Origin of the sequence: Capnocytophaga gingivalis ATCC 33624, assembly GCF_000174755.1 — a bacterium.
Lineage (GTDB): Bacteria > Bacteroidota > Bacteroidia > Flavobacteriales > Flavobacteriaceae > Capnocytophaga > Capnocytophaga gingivalis.
On the sequence record NZ_ACLQ01000019.1, the window covers coordinates 205,846 to 223,027 of the forward strand.

The window sequence follows — 17,182 nt, forward strand, 5'->3', positions numbered from 1 at the left end:
CCTATCCAAAAGCATTGCGCCAACAAGCGGGCAACGATGCGATAGGATCATCAACTGTAGGGGCGAATTGCAATTCGCCCTTTTTTAAAGTAGTGGACAATTCATCCTTTTTTAAAGTGGAGGACAATTCGTTCTTCTCTAATGTAGAGGGCAATTCATCTTTTTCCTTCAAGGGTAATACTGCCTCCTTTTCAATAGAAGGCGCTATGAATTCCTCCTTACTTTCAGTTTTTTCATTTACAACAGACGTAGTATCCATGGTTTTTACAGAAAGTATTTCTTGATTATCCATACTATTTTGTTGTACAGATATTGTCTGCTGTAGTACAAGGAGCTCTTCTTCCCAGCCTTTGATACTCATGAGAGTTTTGATTGCACTAAGTTGTTCCCGTATGGAAGGGTAGACAATTTTTTCATTTTGCTTCTGACCTACTCCATTGGCAATAGACCAAAGCACTTGAATTATTTGCTTTTTCATTTTGTATAAGATTATTCAGGATATAGGGTTACCCCTCATTTCTAAATTCTTTAAATATCCAGAGGCAAAATTACAACTTTTAAGAAGTAAAGTCAATAGTAAAAATACTAATAACAAGTTAAAACGATTTCCCATATACTTTAATGATATAGAACCTCAACACCTCCTTACATATAGATATTGAAAATCAGAAAGTTACTTTATTTTAATCCTAATTTCAATCAAAAACTGAAAAAATGTCAGTTTTTTTTGATGGGTAACCAATATTTTTTGTACTTTTGTCAGCTAAATTAACTATGGTATATTTTTTGAATAGGGTATACCGTTTTTTAAAATTTATTTAATCAAAAATTAATCAAATACATTTTATGAGTTTTATAAGTTCATTAATAAAAATCTTTGTCGGTGATAAGGCCAAGAAAGATATGAAGGAGATCGCCCCTTTGGTAACTCAAATCAACGCCCATCAGGCTCAGTATAAGTCATTGACTAACGATCAGTTACGAGCAAAGACTACAGAGTTCAAGGAGCGTATAGCCACCGCTCGCAAGGAGTATGAAGAAAAAATTCAATCACTCAAAGCACAAGCGGATACCACCGAAGACATTGACCAAAAAGAAGATTTTTATACTGAAATAGATAAGCTGACTGATGAGGCTTACAAAGCTGGAGAGAAAGTCCTCAATGACATTCTTCCTGAAGCTTTTGCCGTTATGAAAGAAACAGCACAGCGGTTTGTAGACAATTCTACTATTGAGGTAACCGCCGCTCCTTATGACAGAGAACTTGCCTCCCTAAAAGACTATGTAACTATCGAAGGAGAAAAAGCCCTCTGGAAAAACTCATGGGATGCAGCTGGAAAGGCTATCACTTGGGATATGGTACACTATGATGTACAGCTTATTGGGGGGATTGCTCTTCACCAAGGAAAGATTGCTGAGATGCAGACTGGGGAAGGAAAAACATTGGTAGCAACCTTACCTCTCTACCTCAATGCTCTCACTGGCAATGGAGTACACTTAGTCACAGTCAATGACTATTTGGCTCGCCGAGATAGCGCTTGGATGGCACCTCTCTTTCAGTTCCATGGACTCAGAGTAGAATGTATTGACAATTATCAGCCTAACTCTCCAGGTCGCCGTATGGCCTATGCAGCGGATATCACTTATGGTACCAATAACGAATTTGGTTTCGACTATCTACGTGACAACATGGCACATACTCCAGACGAGCTGGTACAACGCCCTCACAACTTCGCCATTGTCGATGAGGTAGACTCAGTGCTTATCGATGACGCTCGTACACCACTTATTATATCTGGACCTATGCCTCGTGGAGAATTCCATGAGTTCGATGTATTCAAACCTGCAGTAGAAGCCCTTGTGGAGAAACAACGCAAGCACTTAACCAATGTCCTTGCCGAGGCTAAGAGACTCATCACAGAGGGCAATACAAAGGACGGAGGCGTACTCTTACTCCGTGTACACCGCGGTCTACCTAAGAATAAAGCCCTCATCAAGTTCCTTAGTGAAGAGGGTATGAAGCAGCTCTTGCAGAAGACTGAGAACTACTACATGCAGGATAACAACCGAGAAATGCATAAGATAGATGAGGATCTACTCTTTGTTATCAACGAGAAAAACAACCAAATAGAACTCACTGATAAGGGAATCAATGAGATGTCCCAAGGGGAAGATAAAAACTTCTTCGTGATGCCTGACATCGGAGCTGAAATTGCCAATATAGAGAAACAGAACCTTCCTAAGGAAGAAGAAAATGCTCTTAAGGACAAGCTCTATCAAGAATTTGGAGAAAAGAGTGAACGTATCCATACAGTAAACCAATTGCTGAAGGCTTACACCCTATTCGAAAAAGATATAGAATATGTAGTTATTGACAATAAAGTCCTTATCGTAGATGAGCAAACAGGCCGTATCATGGACGGTCGCCGCTATTCCGATGGATTGCATCAGGCTATTGAGGCGAAAGAAAACGTACAGGTAGAAGCCGCTACCCAGACCTATGCGACCATCACCCTACAAAACTACTTCCGTATGTACCGCAAGCTCGCTGGTATGACAGGTACTGCCACCACAGAAGCAGGTGAGTTTTGGGAAATCTATAAGCTGGATGTAATGGAAATCCCTACCAATCGTCCTATCGCTCGCAAAGACCAAAATGACCAAATCTATAGAACCAAACGTGAGAAATACAACGCAGTTATCGAAGAGGTAGTTAGCCTATCTCAGGCAGGCCGCCCTGTACTTATCGGTACTACTTCTGTAGAAGTATCTGAACTACTAAGCCGTATGCTCAAGCTTCGCAATATCCCTCACAATGTCTTGAATGCCAAGCTTCATAAGAAGGAAGCTGAAATTGTAGCCGAAGCTGGTAAGAAGGGGGTAGTGACCATCGCTACCAACATGGCTGGTCGTGGTACGGATATCAAGCTCACCGATGAGGTGAAGGAAGCTGGAGGATTAGCCATTATCGGTACCGAAAGGCATGACTCCCGCCGTGTGGATAGGCAGCTACGTGGTCGTTCTGGACGTCAGGGAGACCCCGGTAGCTCTAAGTTCTTTGTCTCCTTCGAGGATAACCTTATGCGCCTCTATGGTATGGAGCGTGCCATTAAGTTCCTTGACCGCTTAGGACAAGGTCTCAAAGAGGGAGAGGTATTAGAACATCCTATCATCACTCGCAATGTAGAGAAAGCACAGAAAAAAGTAGAGGAAAACAACTTCGGTATCCGTAAGCGTTTGCTCGAATATGATGACGTAATGAATGCACAGCGTGAGGTGATTTATAAGCGTCGTCGCCATGCCCTATATGGAGAGCGCCTACAGGTAGATATTGCCAATATTATCTATGATACCTGTGAGGCTATTTTAGAGAGCAACAAGCCTGGAAATGACTATAAGAATTTTGAGTATGAACACTTCAAATATTTTGGTATAGAACCTAAAATATCTGAAGAAGATTTTCATAAAAAACCTCAAAAAGAGCTTATCAAAGTCCTCTATCCACAACTCCTTGCTCTTTACAAAGAGAGATGTGATCGCAATGCTGCTATTGCTTATCCTGTGATCAAAAATGTATATGAGGATCAGAGCAATCAGTTCGAACGTATTGTTATTCCTTTCACTGACGGACAGAAGGGTATCAATATCACCACTGACCTGAAGGAGGCATACGAGAGCGAAGGTAAGCAAATCATTGTGGATTTTGAAAAAAATATTTCCTTGGCCATCATTGATGATGCTTGGAAAACCCACCTCAGACAGATGGACGAACTCAAACAATCTGTACAGTTGGCCACTCATGAGCAGAAAGATCCACTTCTTATCTATAAGTTCGAGGCTTACAACCTCTTCAAGGATATGGTGGACAAGGTGAATAAGGAAATTGTTTCCTTCCTTTTCCATGCACAACTCCCTACAGCGGAGCCACCTGTACAAGAAGCTCATGAGGTAAGACGTGCCCCTGAACACTTACAAACTTCCAAGGAGGAAGTGCTCAACTCCGATGAGTTAGCACAGAGAAACAGAGAGGTAGGACAACAAGCCTCCCCTGCTCCTCAGGTAACAGAGCCTATCGTACGTGAACAACCTAAAATAGGACGTAATGACAAGGTGACCATTCAGAATATCCTCAACGGAGAAATCAAAGAAATGAAGTACAAGCAAGCCATTCCTCTCTTAGAAAAAGGAGAATGGGTGATCAAACGATAAACCTCATTTTTTAAGTTTTAAATTAATTTCAAAAAGAAGTATTTTCCATTCTCTGGGAGATACTTCTTTTTTGATAATAAGAAGAAGTGAAAAAATAAAGAATAAGCAAGGGGCTTATTCTTCACTCGAAGGTGTTCTTCACTTTTTTTAAATAATGCTTGTATAATAAAAAAAATTTTTTTACATTTGCCCTTCGAAAGTCTTTCTTTTCCAAATACTTGGATAAGGCATTTCCTAAAGAAAAATCAAAATTAACACCTTAATAAATTTCAAAACAATGAAGAACTTTTTTACCTTTTTCATTGCCTTATTCTTGGTAGCCTCATGTGCCAAGAAGGGCGGTTTCAAAGACAGTGATCCTACTCTTTTCAAAGAGTATATCTCTGGTTTTAGCTCAGGATCCATCTCTGCAGATGCCCCTATCGAAGTAGTCCTCACCCAATTGGATAGTAAAGCACTTGAAGGGGTGGAGGTAGATAAGCTCTTCGACTTCTCTCCTAAAGTAGAAGGAAAGACAACTATCAATGGGAATTTCGTAAAATTTACCCCTGAAAATCCTTTAGAACATAACAAGGAATACCAAATCACTTTCCATGTGGACAAGCTCTTTAAAGTAAAAAAAGACTTGGCCAATTTCTATTTTCATATCCGTACCAAAAGCCTTCAATTCGAGGTAAATGTACGTGATTTGCAATCCTATAACCAGAACTACTATTTCCTTAACGCCTCTATTGAAGCTAGTGACAATCTCTCCCCTGAGATTGTCTCTGATATCGTAAAAGCGAATATCAATGGGAAATCCCTTAGTGTAAGAGCCTTGACCAACGAAAAAAATACTGAAATACCTATTATTATTGACAGCATTCCCACCCCTACCGATCAGAGCCAAACCCTGATTATAGAATGGAATGGTAGTCAATATGATATAGAAAGTAGTGGCAGCAGCTCACTGAATATCCCTACCAATAACGATTTTGGAGTGGTACAGCTTCTGCAAAACGAAGGGGAAAACAATTCTTTCAATATAGTATTTTCAGCTCCCTTGCAGAAAAATCAAGAATTCCGAGGACTGATAGCTGCCGAAAACTATGATGGAGATTTCCGCTTCTCTACCTCTGGGAATACCCTGAAAGTATATGCCGACTCAAACTTTGAGAACGAAGTAAAAATATCTGTTTTCCAAGGAATTAAAAGCCAATATGGAGAACGCATGAAGTATGATTTCTCTGGAAAACTTGCCTTTGACCCTATCAAGCCACAGGTGAGATTGGTACGCAATGGTACTATCCTACCCAGCTCACAGAACCTCAAGGTTAATTTCCAGACAATCAACCTAAAAGCAGTAGAGATTAGTGTACTAAAAATCTATCAGAACAACGTATTACAATTCCTTCAGGAGAATGATTTGGGTGGCGCTTATCGCCTTCGTCGAGTGGGAGCTACAGTTGCCCAAAAGGTAGTTCCTATACAGGCTACCACCAAGAATTCCCTCTCCAAATGGAGTACTCATGCCATAGACCTCTCCAAGATTATCACTCCTGAACCTGGAGCTATCTATCGTGTGAAGATTGACTTCAAAAAAGAATATGCTCTAAATTGTAACAACGACAAAACTCCTATCAAGGAAGAAAATCTATTGGTCTTAGAAGAAGACGGCAATAGTGATTACTATGACTATGACGACTACGATTATGACTATGACTGGGAGGAAAGAGACGATCCTTGTAAGGACAGTTATTACTACCGTAAATCAGTAGAAACCAATATCTTGGCCACTGACTTAGGAGTAGTGGTAAAGCGTGGTCAGAACAATGACTATACCGTGGTAGTCAATAATATTCTTACTACCGAACCTGTAAATGGAGCTAAGATAGCCCTCTTTGACTATCAGCAACAGAAACTTACAGAAGCCACTACCAACAATGAAGGGAAAGCCCTTATGACTACTCAAAAACGTGCCTACTTTGCTGTTGCTTACAAGGACAACAACACTACCTATGTCAAAATAGAAGATGGCGCCTCCCAATCGGTGAGCAACTATGAGGTAGGAGGTCTGGAATTAGAGAAAGGGCGTAGTGGATACATCTATACTGAGCGCGGAGTATGGCGTCCTGGAGATACTATCTCTGTAGGCTTTATCTTCAATGACTTTGCTAATAAGTTACCTGAGAGCCTTCCTATCAAGCTCACTTTCTCCGATCCTAATGGAAAAGTAGTACAACAGTTGGTCAAGAACTCTACCACTGAAAACCACTACCTCTTTACCCTTCATACACAACCTGAGGCTATTACAGGAAATTGGTCATGCCAGATAAAAGTAGGAGCTTCTACCTACTCCAAAACAATTAAGATAGAGACGATCAAGCCTAACAGACTCAAAATCAACAATAGTCTGTCTGAGAAATTTATCTCCAACGAGGGACAAAATGCTTCTCTACAAGTAGACTGGCTACAAGGTACTCCTGCAAGTAATGTAAAAGTAGAGATTACAGGAAAACTTTATCCGAAAGTAAATCCTTTCAAAGGTTACGAAAGTTACACCTTTAACAATACTTCTTTCCCTTCTTCCTCTGAAGAGATTCCTATCTTTGAGGGACAAACCAATGAAAGAGGTAGTGCTTCCTTCTTCTTCCAACCCAAGAAGCTGGAAAATGCTACCCAGATGCTTCGAATAAACTTCCTGACCAAAGCCAATGAGCAAGGCGGAGACTTCAGTACCGATGTGACTTCGGCTACTTATTCTCCTTTTGCTACCTATGTAGGGATAAAAGCACCTAATGACAACTATTACTATGAGACAGGAAAGGCTACCAAATTCCAAACAATAGTCCTCTCCGAGGAAGGAAAACCTGTGGCAGGCCATAGGGTAAAGCTCTATGCTTATAAAATAGAGAAAAACTGGTGGTGGGATATCTCAGAATACAATATCTCCAGCTATAATTCCTCAGACTCCAAAAGTCCCGCCTTCAGCACCGAAGCCACTACAGGACAGGACGGAAAAGCTACTTTCAATATCCAAATAAAAAATGGAGAATCAGGTCGCTACTTCCTCTTGGTAGAAGACAGCCAAAGTAAGCACGAAGCTGGTATCGATGCACGCTTCTACTCTTGGGGAGAAAGTGGAGAGAATACAGGTACTGAAGCTACTATGCTCATGCTCACCACTAACAAGAAGGACTACAAGGTGGGGGAAAAAGCCATCGTTACCTTCCCTTCAGATGCTAACGGACGTGCCCTTATCTCCGTTGAGAATGGTAGCAAAGTGCTCAGAACCTACTGGGTAAATACCCAAAAAGGAAAAACCACTTATGAGGTTCCTGTATCAGAGGATATGGCACCTAATGTGTACCTATATGTAACCCTCCTACAACCCCATGCTCAGACCAAGAATGATGCCCCTATCCGCCTATATGGTATCGCACCTATCTCGGTATATAATCCTAAGACCAAGATAGAGCCTATCATAGAAATGCCAGAAGTACTTCGCCCTGAGAAACAAGTAACTATCAAGGTCAGAGAAAAGAGCGGCAAGCCTATGACCTACTCCTTGGCTATCGTAGAGGACGGTCTATTAGACCTTACTCGCTTCAAGACCCCTAACCCATGGAATACCTTCTTTGCCAAGGCTGCTTTAGGAGTGAAAACCTGGGACATCTACAACGATGTTATCGGAGCCTTTGGAGGCACTATCAATCAGATATTTAGTATAGGTGGTGACGAAGATTTAGGAGCTGGAAATACCAAAAAAGCCAATCGCTTCAAGGCCTTAAGTATCGTAGAAGGTCCCTTCACCCTGAGTGGTGGCACCAAGACCCATCAGATCAAGCTACCTAACTATATAGGCTCTGCCCGTGTGATGGTAGTGGCTTCCGATGTGAAAAATAATGCTTTTGGTAGCGCTGAGAAAACCGCTACTATCAAGAGCCCTGTGATGGTATTGGCCTCTCTTCCACGAAAAGCCGTACCTGGAGAGACTATCACCCTGCCTGTTACTGTCTTTGCGAACGAAAAACAGGTGAAAAATGTTAGTGTCAGTGTAAAGACAAATGATAAATTCTCCCTCAGCAGTAGCACTCAACAAGTGAGCTTCGACCAGCCAGGAGAAAAAATGGTATACTTCACCCTAAAGGTAAAAGAAATAGGAATAGGCAAAATCACCGTAGAAGCCCTCTCCGGTGGAGAAAAATCCACCTATAGTGTGGATATGGATGTACTCAATCCTAATCCTAAGATATACCAAGTAAAGAACGTAATCCTACAGCCCAATAATTCGCAAAGTATTGCCTTTGAGGTATTTGGAGAAAAAGGAACCAATACAAGCACTTTGGAGCTATCCTCCTTCCCTGGAGTGAACCTTTCCCAGCGCCTCAAGTACTTAATAGAATACCCACATGGCTGTGGGGAACAAGTGACCTCAGGCGCCTTCCCTCAGTTGTATCTGTCTGATTTTGAAAATCTTTCTTCAAAACAACAGCAAGAGGTACAACAGAATGTAAGTGCAGCCATACGCAAGCTCTCTCAGCATCAGCTTTCCAATGGAGGCTTCTCGTATTGGCAAGGTTCCGATTATGCCGATGAGTGGGTAACCTCCTATATCGGGCAGTTCTATATAGAAGCCGAGAAGAAAGGATTTTCTCTTCCTATGGGCAGCAAATCCAAATGGTTGAACTACCAAAAGACTATGGCTCGCAACTGGACGTATAATGGAGCTCATTCCACCTTCAATCAGGCCTATCGCCTTTATACCTTAGCCCTTGCTAAGAGTCCCGATATGGCCTCCATGAACCGATTGAGAGAGACCAGCAGTATCTCCAACGAAGCCCTTTCACGCTTGGCAGCAGCCTATGCTATAGCTGGACAAAAAAATGTAGCCGCCTCCCTATTTAGCAAGGTAACCTTCGATAGTGGAAGTGAAGACAGTTACTACGGCTATGGCTCTCCTATACGCAACAACGCCATGTCCTTGGAGACTGCCCTATACTTAGGCAAATCACAGATTGCTGCTGAGTTGGCATTGAAGATTTCAGAAAAGCTCTCTTCCAGTGAGTGGCTTAGTACCCAGACAACTGCTTATGGCTTGTATGCCATGGCACTCTATGTATCCAAGAACAAGACCGGCAAGTCATGGACAGCTACCTACCAAGAAGGAAAAGACTCAGGTAGCCTTACGAGCAGTTCCACCGGATATGCCTCAAAAGCCCTTTCCTCACAGATAGGTAACCATAAGGTTAGCGTACAGAACAAATCGGCAGTAACCCTCTATGCTCGCGTAGTAAGCAGTGGTATCCTCCCTGTAGGAAAAGAATTGGTACAAGAGAATGGTCTTTCGGTAAGCACTCACTATTCGAATAAGAATGGCAGTCTTTCTGTAGAATCTCTACCACAAGGAACCAGCTTTACCTGTGAGATTTCGGTGAAAAACACCACTCAGAGTGCCGTGTCCAACATTGCTCTTACTCAATTTGTCCCCTCCGGATGGGAGATTGTGAACACCCGCTTTACCGACTATGATACCGATAGTAGCAAGTGGGATTATGCCGATATCCGCGATGATAGAGCCCATATCTATTTTGGACTTAAGGCAGGAGAAACCAAGAAGTTCACCCTCCAGCTCAACGCCTCTTATAAGGGTACTTACTACCTTCCAGGCAGCTTTGCAGAGGCCATGTATGATGCTAAGTATAACACCCATAACAAAGGCAGCTGGATCAAAGTAGAATAACTCATGATATTTTTAAGTTTTATTTATAGAATAAAGCATGTGTTTTATAGAAAAAAATTCGTATCTTTGCACACAAATACACAAAATATATGATTTCATTTGACCAAATCGACTTAATTCTATTAGATGAATTACAACGTGATAGCAAGCAATCCGTCAAGGAGCTCGCTAAGAAAGTGAATCTTTCTATCACCCCAGTACATGAGCGTATCAAGAAATTGGAAGCGCTGAATGTAATCCAAAATTATGTAGCTGTAGTCAATCCCGATGCCTTAGGGAAGACCTTGGTAGCCTATTGCCAAGTGAAGCTTGTACGCCATCAGGAGACACTCTTTGAGGAGTTTGAACAATATGTTCGCAATTTGGACGAAGTACAGGAGGCCTATTACATGGCTGGTCCTTATGACTTTTTGCTCAAGCTTATTCTTAAGGATATGAAAGACTATCAGAACTTTGTGGTTCACAAGATCTCGAAATTGGATATTATCTCCAATATTCAAAGTGCTTTCACTATCCAAAGCATTAAGAATACCTCTATGATCAAGTGTATATTGGACGAAGAAAATAAGGAGAACTAAGATGCACTTTGCTATTGCTGGAAATATAGGGGCGGGGAAAACCACCCTAACAGGGCTTCTTGCCAAGCATTATAAGTGGGAAGCACATTACGAAGATGTGTCCGACAATCCCTATCTGGATGATTTCTATGCCAATATGGAGCGATGGAGTTTCAACCTGCAGGTATTTTTCCTCAATAGTCGCTTTCGCCAAATTGTGGATATTCGTCAAAGCAAAAAGAACTTTATCCAAGATAGGACCATCTATGAGGATGCTTACATTTTTGCGCCCAACCTGCATGCAATGGGGCTCATGACAGAAAGGGATTTCTGTAATTATCGTTCGCTCTTCGAACTTATGGAAAGTTTCATTCAGCCACCTGACTTGCTCATTTACCTGAGGAGTTCTATTGCTAACTTAGTGAATCAAATCCAAAAAAGAGGTCGCGAATATGAGAATAGTATCTCCATAGAGTACCTAAATAGGCTCAACCAGCGCTATGAAGACTGGATACGTAGCTATGATAGGGGAAAACTCCTCATTGTAGAGGTCGATAATATGGATTTCGTAAAGAATCCAGAAGATTTAGGAGAAGTAATCCAGCGTATAGATACTTCGATACATGGACTTTTCTGAGAAATTGATAAGAAAAAGGATTGCCCTGAGATAGGCAGTCCTTTTTCACTTATCTATATGAGTGAGGTAGTAGATCAGCATACCTGTCACATAATCATAATTCTGTATTCCTCCCTCTTGGGCATTGGCCTTGAGAAAGGTATCATAACTATTCTTGAACACCTCTTCCATAGGATTCTCATATTGGCTCCAAAACTCAAAAGCTTCTGTATAGTTCTGTAAGACCCCAGCACGTAACTGCTGTGTATACTCCTTGTGCCGCTCAGGCGACAACTGCCTGACCTCCTTGAGCACATAGCGTAGAGCAAAAAGTGTTGCACTATACTTGAAGTAAGGTTCCCTGTGATGGTAAATGGCCAAAAAGCCTATAAAATTAGCTTCCTTTTCGGAGGCATATCCCAGTTGATGGGCAACCTCATGTGCTGCTGTCACAGGGAAACTATAATGAGTAGCCAAATCATTGACCTGAGCTTCTCCTGTGAAGGGATTCAGGTAACCACTATACCCCATATAGGTAAGCGCCTTGCTATATAAAGAGGATTTGACACTAAGGGTGTATAGGGCGAATCTCGGGAACTTATCAGAAAGCTTGCTATAGCCCTGAGGTATTTTCTCATAGACTTCTCTGGGGGCGAAAGGCATTTGCACCGCTTGTGTGTCAGCAGTGGACAATTGTTTATGTAAGGTATTAGCTTCTATGATAAGCCTCTTGGTAACTGCTTCCAACTCTGATTCGGTATAGGAAAAATCCCAACCCAACTGCACCGATAGGGGTTGCCTATAATAGTTGAATCCCCATAGAAAATAAAACAAACTCACTACCAGAACAAGACTCTCCCCTACCTTTTTAAGAAATCGAAGAGGTGCCTTACGTATCTTTCCAAAATACTTGATTATATAGAGGATAGCTCCCAAGGGAAGTACTGTATATAGAATATCTCCTACAGAAAAGGGAATCCAACCTAACAAAAAACGTACTGTCCTTCCTATATAGGGATAAATTCCTGTACTATACCATTGTTCGGTAAGTTCTGCCTGAAAACGGAAAAGCCCATACAGTGCTACAAATACTGTTATATATAGGAGCTTTCCATATATTGTAGTTTTCTTTTTCATCTGTAACATAAAGAGATAAAGTTATTCGTTACTGTATCAAAACTTTGTAATAATCACATTTTCAATTTATTATAACACTTTGAAAGTACCTCAATAAATTCTTTCAAATCCAATTCTTTATGGGTATCATTAGGATTGTTGTATATATCAATAATCGTTTTATCACCTTTTCTGAATATTTCTGCTATTTGATAGTCAGGGGCTTGTTCATCATAAATATCTATATGAAAATCTTCCTTATCTTGAGGAATGTATAGAGTTGCTTGTAATTTCATATTTCAACTATTTTCAAATAACCTTCGGCAAAACTCTTGATAATTTCAGGGGAATAGTCACCTCCTTTGGCATAAGAAATACCCATAACTTCTAAAGCCAAGGCTTGACAGTGTTCCTCATTAATAGTAATAGCTTTGCTATCTAATATTTCTCTAACAATAACCATACATTTTTGCAGGTCTTCTGCAGTAGCATAGGGAGGTAAAGTTATTTTCGTAAGAAATGGCACTTCTCCGTGTCCTGTTGCTTTATAGGCTTCTTTCCAAAATGTATGGCAACATTCACATTTATAAAGGGTAACCCATTGTGTAGGATAAAAAGCTATCTCTTTATAAGCTATTTTACCTTGAAAGTTTTTGATTGATTCCCCCTCTACAATATCAGCTAATTGGTTACAAATACATTGTTTCATTGTATAATTTCAAAACTACTTCCTTTAGTACTCTCTACAAGTATAACTCCTCCATCACAGATAAGACAAAACCCATTTGCCTTATCTTCAATAAGATATTCTTGGGTTATTTCATTATAGGTAATCTCAAAAGAAGGATTGTGCCAGCTGAAATTTCCTTGTATATATTTACTTCCTATAACTATAAGATATAAAGTTGCTGTTGTGTCCTTTTCTGTAAGGTATAGCACTACTCTCCTAAATGTAGGAGTATACTGAGTCAGAAGAACACTATCCACTTTGAATTCTTTAAGTATGGCACAGATAGCTGTGAGGTCTGTTATAGTATTCATTTCTGTAATTCTTTTCAAAATTCTTATAATCCATTAATTTCATTTAGATTGAAAATAATATTATTGTGTTCTGACATAAAATCACGCTTTTCTTTATCCAAATAATAAATGGGTATATGCTCATATTTAGGATGGGTAGGTTTTAGGTCACACAAATCGTTATCCCAATCATATTCTAAACTGAAATCGGTAACATCTACTATAAGTGCTTGTATAGGAGTCAGTTCTACAAATATATCTATGTTGTTCTGAATATAATTAGCCTCTAAACTTCCTTTATAAGGATAAATACCTATGAGCTTAAGCATTCCAATAGTATCATTTTCAGATAGCAATGTTTCTATTGTTACTTTGCTTAGCTGGCTATCTCGTTCTAATTTTTCCATTTTAGGCAATTGCTCATAATGCTTATATGAGGCATTGGGAAACTTTTTGATGTTCTTTTCTATCAAAAAATTGATAGCATCCAGTTTGCTTGTAAAAGGATTGGAAAATACTTTTTGAAGTGAGATAATCACTTCCTCTCTTATATTAGGAATAGTATTGAAAATCAATTCTGTAAAATCTAAAATGCGACATACAGCTTTAGCGTTTTCATCTAAATTCTTTTCTATAAAGTAGCTCAATAATTGTTGCTCATCAGGGGTATTTATACACCCCTTAAACTTTAAGTAAGTTATCTGAAAATAGGTATTTTTGAAAACTGTCTTTTCAATAAACTCCAACCGAAAAGGAAATTTATCTTCTATATCGAAAGGAATAAAGTGTACTTGTTTTCCCATATCAAAATGATACTTCCATTAATTCATTTGTGTTTTCTTCCATTTGAAAAGTAGAAGCAATAATATAACATTTTTGCTGTTCTCCTCTAAAAACAAAAATTTGGTCTTCGTTAAAAGGAATATTCGCTTTGTTACAATCTTCTAAAATATCCATATCCTCATCAGCTATATACGAAGTAAGTGCCTCTGCTCGAAAAAACTGATGAAATTTTATGAGTTTTACATCAGCAAAATAAAGGTCTATGTTATTAGAAAAAAACGCGTTCTTACAACTCCTAATCAACAACATAGAATGACTAATGGAAAACTTCCATAGCCTAAATTCTCTATTTTGTAAACTTATTTTCATCAGTTCTTATTATTTTAATTACCTATTTGGCAAAATTAGTAATCTCATCTTCACCAAACATACTCCCCTCAGCTATACTCCATTAGCGTATGGACAAATATTCAGTATTCACACCAGAGCCCTCGCCAATGGTAAGCATTGTTATCACTGAGCCCACCCCAATGATGATGCCCAGCATCATAAGCATAGCCCTTGTTTTGTTAGGCAAAAGGGCTCGCCACGCTATTTTAAAAAGATTTTGTATATTCATAGTGTTAATTAGCAAATTAGAAAATTAGCAGATTAGCAAATTCTGTGAGACTAGAAAGGTTGTCCTATAATACGGGTTTTATACTCACCTTTTACTATTTGCCAACATACTTCATAAGAAAAAGCGCCATCACCACAGCGAACAAAGATATAGAGTACATCGTCTTCCTTATCATAATATACCATATTATTATACGGATGTACCCATACTTCATACAAATCATCATAGGCACTTTTAGGGATTGGTACGTTTTTGCCATTGATAGTTACAGTGATACTCTTGTAATGGTTTTCAGGTAAAAACAAACCTCCATCTAACCCTTGAGCTCTCTTTCCATCAATAATATACTCACTATACTCTTTATGTTTTTTCTTAGTAATCTTGTGTTTGGTTTTATCAAACTTTTGGGTAGTAATAGTTACACTAATGCCTTTACCAGCAATAGTGATACTATTGCCTTGCTCTTTACCTTTGCCAATAGAAGGAAATTCGCCTATCATCTTTAGGCGACTTTTATGCACATAGCCTTTATCTACAGCAATCCAATTAAAAAATATCTCTTCACCAGTTTCATCTTGTGTAGTATCAAATAAACCATACACAAGTGTATTATTAGGCAAAGTGCCTACAATTTTGCTTTTTACGCTTTCTTTAGCGCGAATGTTCACATAGCCGTCTTTGTCTTTTACTACGGCATAATATCCAAAAGGCCCTTGCGCAAAGGCATTGGTCGTAAGGAGGAAGAATAAAATAAGTAAGTGTTTCATATTAAAAAAGTAATTGATAACAAGCTATTTATCAAGTTGTTTGTTGCTTTCCATACTTATATAAGTATCGTTTGAAAGTTTTTTAATAGATTTCAGATAATCTACTTTGTCTAAAACAGCACGTTGTTCTTTGATGGTTTCTACTAAAATTTTAAAACGTTCTTCTTTGGCAATATTGTGTTTAATCAGAGAAGCATTAAGACTCTCTATATTGCTGAGTATAGCTAATTCATTAATACTGGCGATGTCCCTTATATTTTCACCCTTTAATGCTCTTTCAGGATTAGCTATTTTCCATTGTTTAGCCGTACAGCCAAACATAGCGAGATTTAGCAAATCGGCTTCATCAGCATATACAAAAGCCTCTTTTAGCTCAGAAAGAGTAGGAAGTATATAGTTTTTAACAGCATCGGTATGGATATGATAGTTAGCCTTGCTTAAAATCCTTTTCACATTCCATTCCAAATTGTACTGATTGCTCTCTAACTCTTTGAGACGTTGATATTCTTTTATCAGATATAGTTTAAAAACAGGACTTATAGCTGCTCCAAATTCAAAAGCAATATCTTTATGGGCATAAGTTCCTCCGTATTTTCCTTTTCGTGATAAAATTCCAATAGCATTTGTACTCTCTACTCAATTTGAAACGCTAATAGTAAATGTTGGCAATCCTGCTTCTTTTTTAAAGTGGTCGAATTCGACCACTTTAAAATTAGGGTTATAAAGTATTTCCCAAGTACCTAAAAATTCTAATGACTTCTATTTCTTATCCAGTTTTTTATTATATCAGCAGCTCTTGCTTCATCATTTTTACCTTTAGCCATATCTGTTAATGAAATATAGTCCTGATTGTCTATTGTAGCTAAAGATATTTCAACATCTTGTACTTTAAGTTTATTATTTGTTGGTGTCATATATTTGGTAATTTTTAGTTACATCATTAAAGTGGTTGTCCTATAGTTGTTCTCCGATGATACGGGTTATGTACTCGCCTTTTACTATTTGCCAGCACACTTGGTAAGCTAAACCAGCTTCGCCATTAACTGCATAAATATAAAGTGCTTCAGCTTCCTCATCGTAATATATAAATCTGTTTAAATATCTGTCATATAAAATTCCATGCAAATCATCATAAGCACTTTTAGGGATAGGTACGTTCTTACCTTTCATAGTTACAGTAATACTTTTGTAATGGTCTTGAGTTAGTGAACCGGATTCTCCATATATTATTTCTTTACCATCAATGATTAATTGTTCATAACTTCCCTGGCCTTTCTTAGTAATCTTGTGCTTGGTTTTGTCGAACTTCTGTTTGGTAATGGTTACTTTTACGTCCTTATCATCAAAGACGAGACTATTGCCTTGCACTTTTCCTTCTATAGCACGAAAGTCAAATATTTTTTTCAAGCGACTTTGATGCACATACCCTTTATCAACTTCAATCCAGTTAGTAGGGTTAAATTCTTTATCAAAGAAACCATACACAAGTGTATTGTTAGGCAAAGTACCTACAATTTTGCTTTTTACATTTTCTTTGGCGCGAATGTTTACATAGCCGTCTTTGTCTTTTACTACGGCATAATCTCCAAGAGGAGTTTGCGCAAAGGCATTGGTCGTAAGGAGGAAGAATAAAATAAGTAAGTGTTTCATAAGGTTTTCATTTTGAATAATCTTTCCACATGACAAAGAAAAGAATTTATTTTGACATAAAAAAGGATTTTACACTTTATTTACTCACAATTCAAAAAAATACGTACTTTTGCCAAAAAAGTA

Annotated in this window: 16 protein-coding genes and 1 pseudogene; 4 read left to right on the plus strand and 13 right to left on the minus strand. The window is 38.9% G+C overall.

Annotated features, from left to right (window positions below; genetic code table 11):
* Position 1: 1 nt before the first annotated feature.
* Positions 2 to 478 (minus strand): hypothetical protein, encoded by a 477-nt coding sequence (locus tag CAPGI0001_RS12610; protein ID WP_002668437.1) that lies wholly within the window; start codon positions 476 to 478, stop codon positions 2 to 4.
* A 368-nt stretch (positions 479 to 846) separates the two neighbouring features.
* Here CAPGI0001_RS12610 and secA point away from each other — a divergent pair, with 368 nt between their 5' ends.
* The 4 genes from secA to CAPGI0001_RS07225 all read left to right on the plus strand — a co-directional run bounded on the left by secA (position 847) and on the right by CAPGI0001_RS07225 (position 11,125).
* On the plus strand, positions 847 to 4,209 hold the full coding sequence (secA, locus tag CAPGI0001_RS07210) for a preprotein translocase subunit SecA (RefSeq protein WP_002668359.1): 3,363 nt from the start codon (positions 847 to 849) through the stop codon (positions 4,207 to 4,209).
* A gap of 277 nt (positions 4,210 to 4,486) precedes the next feature.
* Complete coding sequence (locus CAPGI0001_RS07215; RefSeq protein ID WP_002668503.1) at positions 4,487 to 9,931, plus strand: alpha-2-macroglobulin family protein; 5,445 nt, start codon at positions 4,487 to 4,489, stop codon at positions 9,929 to 9,931.
* 89 nt (positions 9,932 to 10,020) lie between these two features.
* Positions 10,021 to 10,509, plus strand: a complete 489-nt coding sequence (locus CAPGI0001_RS07220) for an Lrp/AsnC family transcriptional regulator (RefSeq protein ID WP_002668093.1) — start codon at positions 10,021 to 10,023, stop codon at positions 10,507 to 10,509.
* A gap of 1 nt (position 10,510) precedes the next feature.
* Positions 10,511 to 11,125, plus strand: a complete 615-nt coding sequence (locus tag CAPGI0001_RS07225; protein ID WP_002668258.1) for a deoxynucleoside kinase — start codon at positions 10,511 to 10,513, stop codon at positions 11,123 to 11,125.
* Between the two features lie 45 nt (positions 11,126 to 11,170).
* Here CAPGI0001_RS07225 and CAPGI0001_RS07230 read toward each other — a convergent pair whose 3' ends face one another.
* From CAPGI0001_RS07230 to CAPGI0001_RS07270, 12 genes and pseudogenes are all read right to left on the minus strand, one after another.
* Positions 11,171 to 12,250 carry a DUF3810 domain-containing protein gene (locus CAPGI0001_RS07230; RefSeq protein WP_002668168.1) on the minus strand — a complete coding sequence of 360 codons (1,080 nt, stop codon included), beginning with the start codon at positions 12,248 to 12,250 and terminating at the stop codon, positions 11,171 to 11,173.
* A 44-nt stretch (positions 12,251 to 12,294) separates the two neighbouring features.
* Entirely contained in the window at positions 12,295 to 12,516 is a 222-nt protein-coding gene (locus CAPGI0001_RS07235; RefSeq protein WP_002668297.1) for a hypothetical protein, read from the minus strand.
* Positions 12,513 to 12,683, minus strand: a complete 171-nt coding sequence (locus CAPGI0001_RS13500; protein ID WP_211205498.1) for a succinylglutamate-semialdehyde dehydrogenase — start codon at positions 12,681 to 12,683, stop codon at positions 12,513 to 12,515. Before CAPGI0001_RS13500 ends, CAPGI0001_RS07235 begins: the two co-directional genes overlap by 4 nt.
* Before the next feature lie 242 nt (positions 12,684 to 12,925).
* Positions 12,926 to 13,261, minus strand: a complete 336-nt coding sequence (locus tag CAPGI0001_RS07245; RefSeq protein ID WP_002668091.1) for a hypothetical protein — start codon at positions 13,259 to 13,261, stop codon at positions 12,926 to 12,928.
* Between the two features lie 23 nt (positions 13,262 to 13,284).
* The gene (locus tag CAPGI0001_RS07250) at positions 13,285 to 14,043 is read right to left on the minus strand and encodes a hypothetical protein (protein ID WP_002668228.1); all 759 of its coding nucleotides are present in this window, start codon (positions 14,041 to 14,043) and stop codon (positions 13,285 to 13,287) included.
* Position 14,044: 1 nt separating this feature from the next.
* On the minus strand, positions 14,045 to 14,392 hold the full coding sequence (locus tag CAPGI0001_RS07255; protein ID WP_040359909.1) for a hypothetical protein: 348 nt from the start codon (positions 14,390 to 14,392) through the stop codon (positions 14,045 to 14,047).
* Between the two features lie 82 nt (positions 14,393 to 14,474).
* Entirely contained in the window at positions 14,475 to 14,642 is a 168-nt protein-coding gene (locus CAPGI0001_RS12950) for a hypothetical protein (protein ID WP_002668590.1), read from the minus strand.
* Positions 14,643 to 14,692: 50 nt separating this feature from the next.
* Complete coding sequence (locus tag CAPGI0001_RS07260; protein ID WP_002668065.1) at positions 14,693 to 15,409, minus strand: hypothetical protein; 717 nt, start codon at positions 15,407 to 15,409, stop codon at positions 14,693 to 14,695.
* Positions 15,410 to 15,433: 24 nt separating this feature from the next.
* Positions 15,434 to 15,862, minus strand: coding sequence for a hypothetical protein (locus tag CAPGI0001_RS13355; RefSeq protein WP_248601308.1), 429 nt, complete (start codon positions 15,860 to 15,862; stop codon positions 15,434 to 15,436).
* A gap of 93 nt (positions 15,863 to 15,955) precedes the next feature.
* Positions 15,956 to 16,027, minus strand: a pseudogene (locus CAPGI0001_RS13520) (hypothetical protein); the annotation flags it as partial.
* A 131-nt stretch (positions 16,028 to 16,158) separates the two neighbouring features.
* Positions 16,159 to 16,323 carry a KilA-N domain-containing protein gene (locus tag CAPGI0001_RS13440; RefSeq protein ID WP_282632031.1) on the minus strand — a complete coding sequence of 55 codons (165 nt, stop codon included), beginning with the start codon at positions 16,321 to 16,323 and terminating at the stop codon, positions 16,159 to 16,161.
* Between the two features lie 40 nt (positions 16,324 to 16,363).
* A complete protein-coding gene (locus CAPGI0001_RS07270; protein WP_002668422.1) occupies positions 16,364 to 17,059 on the minus strand; it encodes a hypothetical protein in 696 nt (231 codons plus the stop codon).
* Between the last annotated feature and the right edge of the window lie 123 nt (positions 17,060 to 17,182).

Bases quoted from the DNA above. Each gene is read 5' to 3' on its own strand.
- CAPGI0001_RS12610 (WP_002668437.1), bottom strand. From the start codon at position 478: ATGAAAAAGCAAATAATTCAAGTGCTTTGGTCTATTGCCAATGGAGTA.
- secA (WP_002668359.1), top strand. From the start codon at position 847: ATGAGTTTTATAAGTTCATTAATAAAAATCTTTGTCGGTGATAAGGCC.
- CAPGI0001_RS07215 (WP_002668503.1), top strand. From the start codon at position 4,487: ATGAAGAACTTTTTTACCTTTTTCATTGCCTTATTCTTGGTAGCCTCA.
- CAPGI0001_RS07220 (WP_002668093.1), top strand. From the start codon at position 10,021: ATGATTTCATTTGACCAAATCGACTTAATTCTATTAGATGAATTACAA.
- CAPGI0001_RS07225 (WP_002668258.1), top strand. From the start codon at position 10,511: ATGCACTTTGCTATTGCTGGAAATATAGGGGCGGGGAAAACCACCCTA.
- CAPGI0001_RS07230 (WP_002668168.1), bottom strand. From the start codon at position 12,250: ATGTTACAGATGAAAAAGAAAACTACAATATATGGAAAGCTCCTATAT.
- CAPGI0001_RS07235 (WP_002668297.1), bottom strand. From the start codon at position 12,516: ATGAAATTACAAGCAACTCTATACATTCCTCAAGATAAGGAAGATTTT.
- CAPGI0001_RS13500 (WP_211205498.1), bottom strand. From the start codon at position 12,683: ATGGTTATTGTTAGAGAAATATTAGATAGCAAAGCTATTACTATTAAT.
- CAPGI0001_RS07245 (WP_002668091.1), bottom strand. From the start codon at position 13,261: ATGAATACTATAACAGACCTCACAGCTATCTGTGCCATACTTAAAGAA.
- CAPGI0001_RS07250 (WP_002668228.1), bottom strand. From the start codon at position 14,043: ATGGGAAAACAAGTACACTTTATTCCTTTCGATATAGAAGATAAATTT.
- CAPGI0001_RS07255 (WP_040359909.1), bottom strand. From the start codon at position 14,392: ATGAAAATAAGTTTACAAAATAGAGAATTTAGGCTATGGAAGTTTTCC.
- CAPGI0001_RS12950 (WP_002668590.1), bottom strand. From the start codon at position 14,642: ATGAATATACAAAATCTTTTTAAAATAGCGTGGCGAGCCCTTTTGCCT.
- CAPGI0001_RS07260 (WP_002668065.1), bottom strand. From the start codon at position 15,409: ATGAAACACTTACTTATTTTATTCTTCCTCCTTACGACCAATGCCTTT.
- CAPGI0001_RS13440 (WP_282632031.1), bottom strand. From the start codon at position 16,323: ATGACACCAACAAATAATAAACTTAAAGTACAAGATGTTGAAATATCT.
- CAPGI0001_RS07270 (WP_002668422.1), bottom strand. From the start codon at position 17,059: ATGAAACACTTACTTATTTTATTCTTCCTCCTTACGACCAATGCCTTT.